Annotated in this window: 6 protein-coding genes; 2 read left to right on the forward strand and 4 right to left on the reverse strand. The window is 45.8% G+C overall.

Annotation, left to right across the window (positions count from 1 at the left end; translation table 11 throughout):
• The 4 genes from ACERC6_RS09965 to ACERC6_RS09980 form a co-directional block, all read right to left on the reverse strand.
• Positions 1-957 (reverse strand): phage portal protein (locus ACERC6_RS09965; RefSeq protein WP_373628907.1); only part of this gene is annotated, 957 nt, incomplete at its 3' end.
• Positions 954-1,145, reverse strand: a complete 192-nt coding sequence (locus tag ACERC6_RS09970) for a DNA methyltransferase (RefSeq protein ID WP_373628908.1) — start codon at positions 1,143-1,145, stop codon at positions 954-956. The genes ACERC6_RS09965 and ACERC6_RS09970, both read right to left, overlap by 4 nt.
• Positions 1,146-1,174: 29 nt before the next feature.
• Positions 1,175-1,630, reverse strand: a complete 456-nt coding sequence (locus ACERC6_RS09975) for a DNA methyltransferase (protein ID WP_373628909.1) — start codon at positions 1,628-1,630, stop codon at positions 1,175-1,177.
• Positions 1,630-3,396: a terminase large subunit domain-containing protein gene (locus ACERC6_RS09980; protein WP_373628910.1), complete on the reverse strand. Its 1,767-nt coding sequence runs from the start codon at positions 3,394-3,396 to the stop codon at positions 1,630-1,632. The genes ACERC6_RS09975 and ACERC6_RS09980 overlap by 1 nt, the downstream gene beginning before the upstream one ends.
• A gap of 158 nt (positions 3,397-3,554) precedes the next feature.
• Between ACERC6_RS09980 and ACERC6_RS09985 the strand changes: the two genes are divergently transcribed.
• Positions 3,555-4,367, forward strand: coding sequence for a GPO family capsid scaffolding protein (locus ACERC6_RS09985; protein ID WP_373628911.1), 813 nt, complete (start codon positions 3,555-3,557; stop codon positions 4,365-4,367).
• Between the two features lie 10 nt (positions 4,368-4,377).
• Positions 4,378-5,394, forward strand: coding sequence for a phage major capsid protein, P2 family (locus ACERC6_RS09990; protein WP_373628912.1), 1,017 nt, complete (start codon positions 4,378-4,380; stop codon positions 5,392-5,394).
• Positions 5,395-5,570: the final 176 nt, after the last annotated feature.

The raw sequence follows: 5,570 nt of genomic DNA on the forward strand, positions 1-5,570 counted from the left end.
ATAACCCCTAAACCTCACAATCTCATTCCCAGCCCATTCATTGATGATTTCCAGCCGAGCTTGTAGTGGCATGATTTCATTTCGCCAAAACATTTCAGATGCATCACGAATTGAGCCAAAACCGCCAGCGTTGGTTGGTACGATACCCAGTAGTTGTGGTGGAATGCGTAACGCTGACAGCACATCGTCACGGCTGATGTTCTTGATTATGCCGAAGTCATCTTTGGCGGCGATTTCTGACACTGGGATAATTTGAATGCCGTCCTTTTTGCCATTCGGACTATAAAAAAACAAATTGCGGAAATTGCCCGGTCCTTTGCTGTCTTTTAATGCTTGGCGGAGTGCGTCAATGTCATTGGGGTCGTTGGCAGGGTCATTGACATACAAGATAAAGCCTGCGTGCGAGCCGTTATTGTAGTATTTGCGGCGAAATAGTGTCGCTGATTCGTTGAGCCACGCTGACTGCAAGGCGGCATAATATTCAGGCGAGCCATAGATTTCTTGGTTGATGTCGCATTCTTTGATGTGGCAAATTCGGCTGCTAAATCGATGCTCTTGATAGCCTAATTCATCATCATAAAGCATGAAAAATTGTCCATTTTTGCCCGCTCTGGTGTATTTGGCGAGGCTTGGCTGGTAGCGTAACACACCGCCACGCACGCTGCGGATTTCTTCAAGATAGGCATTGCCACACCAGATGAAGTCTAGGGCAATCTGCTCAAAGGCTTTGCGGCCAAGTTTGGCGTGTGGGACGAATAAATTGGCAAGAAAATTGCGTTTAAAGATGATACCGCTTGACAGATAAGGGGTGGATTTATAGGCTTTGGACAAGCCGTGTAAATTCACAGGCGGTTCGTACCAGCGACCGTTGTGCCAGCATTCTACATAGTCAAAAATTTCTCGGTCGTGTATGGCGACAGGCTCGCCAAAGGTAAAGGCGATGGGTTGGTTTGTCATGATGTTTCCTGTTCGTTAAGTTGATTGTTAATGCGATTTTTGGCGACCGAAAAATAATGATCGTCCAGTTCAATGCCAATAAAGTTTCGCCCCGTACCAACGCAAGCCACGCATGTTGATCCACTACCCATAAAGCAGTCTAGAATGGTTGCGTTTGGTCTGGTGCATTTTTCTATTAAGTATTGCAATAATTCAATCGGTTTTTGATTTGGGTGTATTAAACTCCCCCCCCTATGCGATTAAAACGCACAATATCGGTTGGGCGTTTGCCATTAAACCTAAATCCATGATTGCAATAAAAAATAATGCTTTCATATCTTGAGCCAAAGGTTCTTTTTAGGTCTCCCATGCCATGTGCGACCTTATCCCAAATGATGATGTTTTTGGGATTGATGCCGAGGGATTTTAACTCGTCAATAAATATTTGTTGTTTATCCCATCTTGTGAAAATCATGCCACAACCGTCTTTGCTTAATAATCGTGGTAAATGTGCGATAAATTGAGTAAATGGCGTTTCATCATTTAAGATTTTGTCAAATTTCTTGACCTTGTATCTGTGCGACGACTGATAATTGATGCCATACGGTGGATCGGTCAGCACCATATCCACCGAGCCATCTGGAATTTGTTTTAAAATATCCAAGCAGTCGCCTTGATGTAAGTCGATATTCATTAAGAAAACTCCATAAAACTCGTTGTTTGTTCGGTTTTGCCCTCTAAAGGCTCGTTATATAAAGCGTGCATTAACGCCCAAGCTAGATCAGCATGACCGATGTCATCATTACGACTGGCGACAAAGGTCATTTGCCGTTGGCTTGCGGTGAGCGTCTTTTTGATGCTCATTAGGCTATGGGCGATGTCGGTATGTCCTGCGTCAAATTCTAGCCGTCCATTTTTGACCACATCCCATGCTTTTAGCACCAATTGGGTTTTGACTTCTGGCGAATAGTGAAAAGTCGTCAGAGCAGGAAAGAATGACTTGACTAATTGTGCCACGCCCGTTCCCATACCTGTGGTGTCAACACCGATGTAGGTAACATGGTACCTTTGGGTAATGCCTTTGATGATGTTTGCCTGTGCGGCAAAGTCCATACCCTTAAACTGCTGGCGTTCTAGCACACGGAATTTGCCATTTGCCACGGCAGGTGGTGCGACCACCACAAGCCCAGCACTGTCGCCAGTCTCGGCAGGGTCATAGCCCACCCACACAGGTTTATTGGCAAAAGGACGACTGTGTAAGGGGCGAAAATCTTCACGCCACACTTCCCAAGAGTCCACCATACACGGCTGTAATAGATTGAGCGGAAAAATACTCTCGCCGTCATCGACAAATTCGCACATCAAAAGATTGGCAAAGTCTGTTGCTGAATATTCAAATCTAAGCTCATCAATGTCAAACAAATCACAGCCGCCAGCTTGTGCGTCCATAATCGTTACTACTTGCCGCCAGAGTTTGTCATCACAGCGTTTGCCGTCTTTGAGTGCTTTGTGCGATACATCAATATTAAGGTGCTTGTCTTTGGGTTTGCCCTTGTTAAATCGTGAACCTGTCCAAAAGGTGTAGGCTTCGTGTGCCATGGTGGACGGCGTGGAAAAGTAAGTTTTTCGCCATTTTTTGTGCATTGCCATACCTGAGGCGACTTTGTTTAATTCATCAAAGCCATAAACCCAAAAAAATTCATCAAAATAAAAATTGCCATGATGACCCTGTGCAGTGCGGGCGTTCGTGCCAAGGAAGTTGAGACTTGCCCCATTTGACAGCACGATCGGGTCGCCTGACAGCTCCACGCCACAGGCAGAGTGGGCGAACTGCTTGATGTATTCTTTAAAAATATGGGCTTGTGCTTTACTGGCGGATAGGAAAATCTGGTTTCGCCCTGTGGTAACAGCGTCCACCAGAGCTTCACGAGCAAAGTACCAAGTCGCACCGATTTGTCGAGATTTTAGAATCACACGAGTTCGTTCATCGCCTGCTTGATACCAAGTGCGTTGATAATCAAATAGCGACTCTTCAAAGGCAAGCACCAATTTTTCCACCGCTTCGTCATCAAAAGTATTGGCTTTGCGTTTTTTGGCTTTGCCCCGTTCTGATACTTTGGGGTTTAAATCGGCTTCGTTGCCACCGTCTCGGTAGCGTTCTAGTCGCACAAATTCTTTGTAGTTTTTAAACAGTTCGGACAGCTCTTTATAGTCGCCAGAATTTTTCTTTTCTTTCATGACAAGGGTCATTAGCCGTACTTGTAGGGCTTGCTCAACCCTGTTATCGCCCATCACTTTATCCCACTTATCACGAGCCTTCCAGCTGGCAATGGTGTTTTCGTTTTCGCCCAGAGCTTCTGCGATGTCGGCATTACGCCAACCAAGCCAAGATAAAAATTTGGCTTTTAGGCGGTTATCAAAAACAAGTTCAAGATTGGCAATGTCGGTCAAATTACTCATAAAGCAAACAAAATAAAATTTGCCTTATCTTAGCTGTCATTAGCATGTGCGTGGTGGGTGGCTTGTTGTAGATATGGGTTTTACAACATTGGCGGTTTGTTTTATTGGCGGTGGTGGGTTAGTCTTTTGCTGTCTATGATTTTTTTGGAGATTGACACATGAAATGGTTTCGCATTGCCGTATCTGGGCAAACGACCGACGGACGAGAAATCCAGCGAGAATGGATCGAACAAATGGCGGCAAGCTACGATCCTAGCGTCTATGGCGCACGCATCAATGTTGAGCATATGCGTGGCTTTATGCCAGATGGCGACTTTGGCGCTTATGGCGATGTGCTGGCGCTCAAAGCCGAGACTATCACGGTCAATGGCGAAGATAAGCTTGCGCTATTTGCCCAAATCAAGCCAAATGACAAACTCAAAGTCTTAAACGCCAAAAACCAAAAAATCTACACTTCGGTGGAGATTGATACCAACTTTGCCAAAACTGGCAAGGCGTATCTGGTGGGCTTGGCAGTTACCGACAGCCCAGCCAGTCTAGGCACAGAGATGCTGACCTTCTGTGCTAATGCTAAGCAAAATCCCCTTGCTGACCGTAAACAGTCGGAGGGTAATCTGTTCACAGCGGCGGTATTGACGGATTTTGATTTTAGTGAGCCTAAGTCATTGGCTGATAGTATCGTAGAGCGTATCGCTCAGTTTTTCACCGACAAAGACAGCCAAGACAACCCAGACGAGCAAGGCGACTTGGAAGGTCAAGAAGAGATGGTAGATGAAGTTGAAATCGTTGATCTGACCGAATGCTTCGATGAGTTATGTCAACAGTTCAAAGCACAACTAGACGCTAAGTCTGACGAGATCCGCGAGCTAAAACAACAAGTGCAGACGCTAAGCACCCAGATTGACAGCATCGCTGCCATCCCAAGCCGCCCGCCAGCGGTAGGCACCACCAACGCCCATATCGACTGCTAAGGAGCAAATCATGCGTAACGAAACACGAGTATTATTCAGTCAAGCGATGGCGAGCCTAGCTGCCATCAATAAGGTCAATTCGGTTCACGAAAAATTCACAGTTGAGCCATCTGTACAACAGACCTTAGAAACCAAAATTCAAGAATCCAGCGACTTTTTGAGCAAAATTAATACTTATCTGGTGCGTGAAATGAAAGGTCAGGGCATTGGTCTTGGCGTAACCCGTCCGATTGCCAGCCGTACTGACACGCAGGCAAAAGACCGCCAGCCGATTGATCCGACCATGCTGGATTCTCGCCAGTACGAATGCACCAAGACCAATTTTGACACAGCGATTAGCTACGCCAAGCTGGATCAATGGGCGAAATTCCCTGATTTTTATGCCAAATTCCGTGATGTCATCGTCAAGCGACAAGCCCTAGATCGCATCATGATTGGCTTTAATGGCGTTAAAGTCGCCAAAGAGACTGATTTTAGCACCAATCAACTTTTGCAAGATGTCAATATCGGCTGGTTACAGCACCAGCGTACCGAGAACGAGTCTCGCACGCTCAAAGCTGGCAAAGACAGCCAAAAAATCAAAATCGGCAAAACCGAAGAATGCGACTATCACAACCTAGACGCACTGGTGATGAATTTGGTTGATGAGATGATTGACCCATGGCATCAAAATAACCCTGATTTGGTGGTGATTACCAGTCGCAAGATGGTGGCGGATAAATATTTCCCACTGGTCAATAAAGAGCAGCCAAACAGCGAAAGCCTAGCCGCCGACACCATCATCGCCCAAAAACGCATGGGTAATCTGCCTGTTTATGCCGTGCCGTTTTTCCCAGAAGGCACGATTTTGGTAACGACTTTTGACAACTTGTCCATCTATGTCCAAGAAGGGGCACGCCGTCGAACCATCGTAGATAACGCCAAACGAGATCAAATCGAAAACTACGAAAGCTCAAATGAAGGCTACTTTATTGAAGATTTGGGGTTGGCTGCTATGGCAGAAAACATTGAAATTGTCAAAGAGTAAGGAGATGTTATGAACCTTGCTAGGGCACATTTTGAACGCCAAAATGCCAAACAAACCGCCGAAAAAATGGCGGTCTATGGCGAAATGCAACATGCAACGACTTATGAGCTAAAGCTTGCCAATCTTGCCAATGATAAGCACCGTCTAAAACAGCTGCAAGGCTTGGAGCTAAAAAA

Source organism: Moraxella sp. E33BD, from assembly GCF_041807865.1.
In the GTDB taxonomy this organism is placed as follows: domain Bacteria; phylum Pseudomonadota; class Gammaproteobacteria; order Pseudomonadales; family Moraxellaceae; genus Moraxella; species Moraxella haemolytica.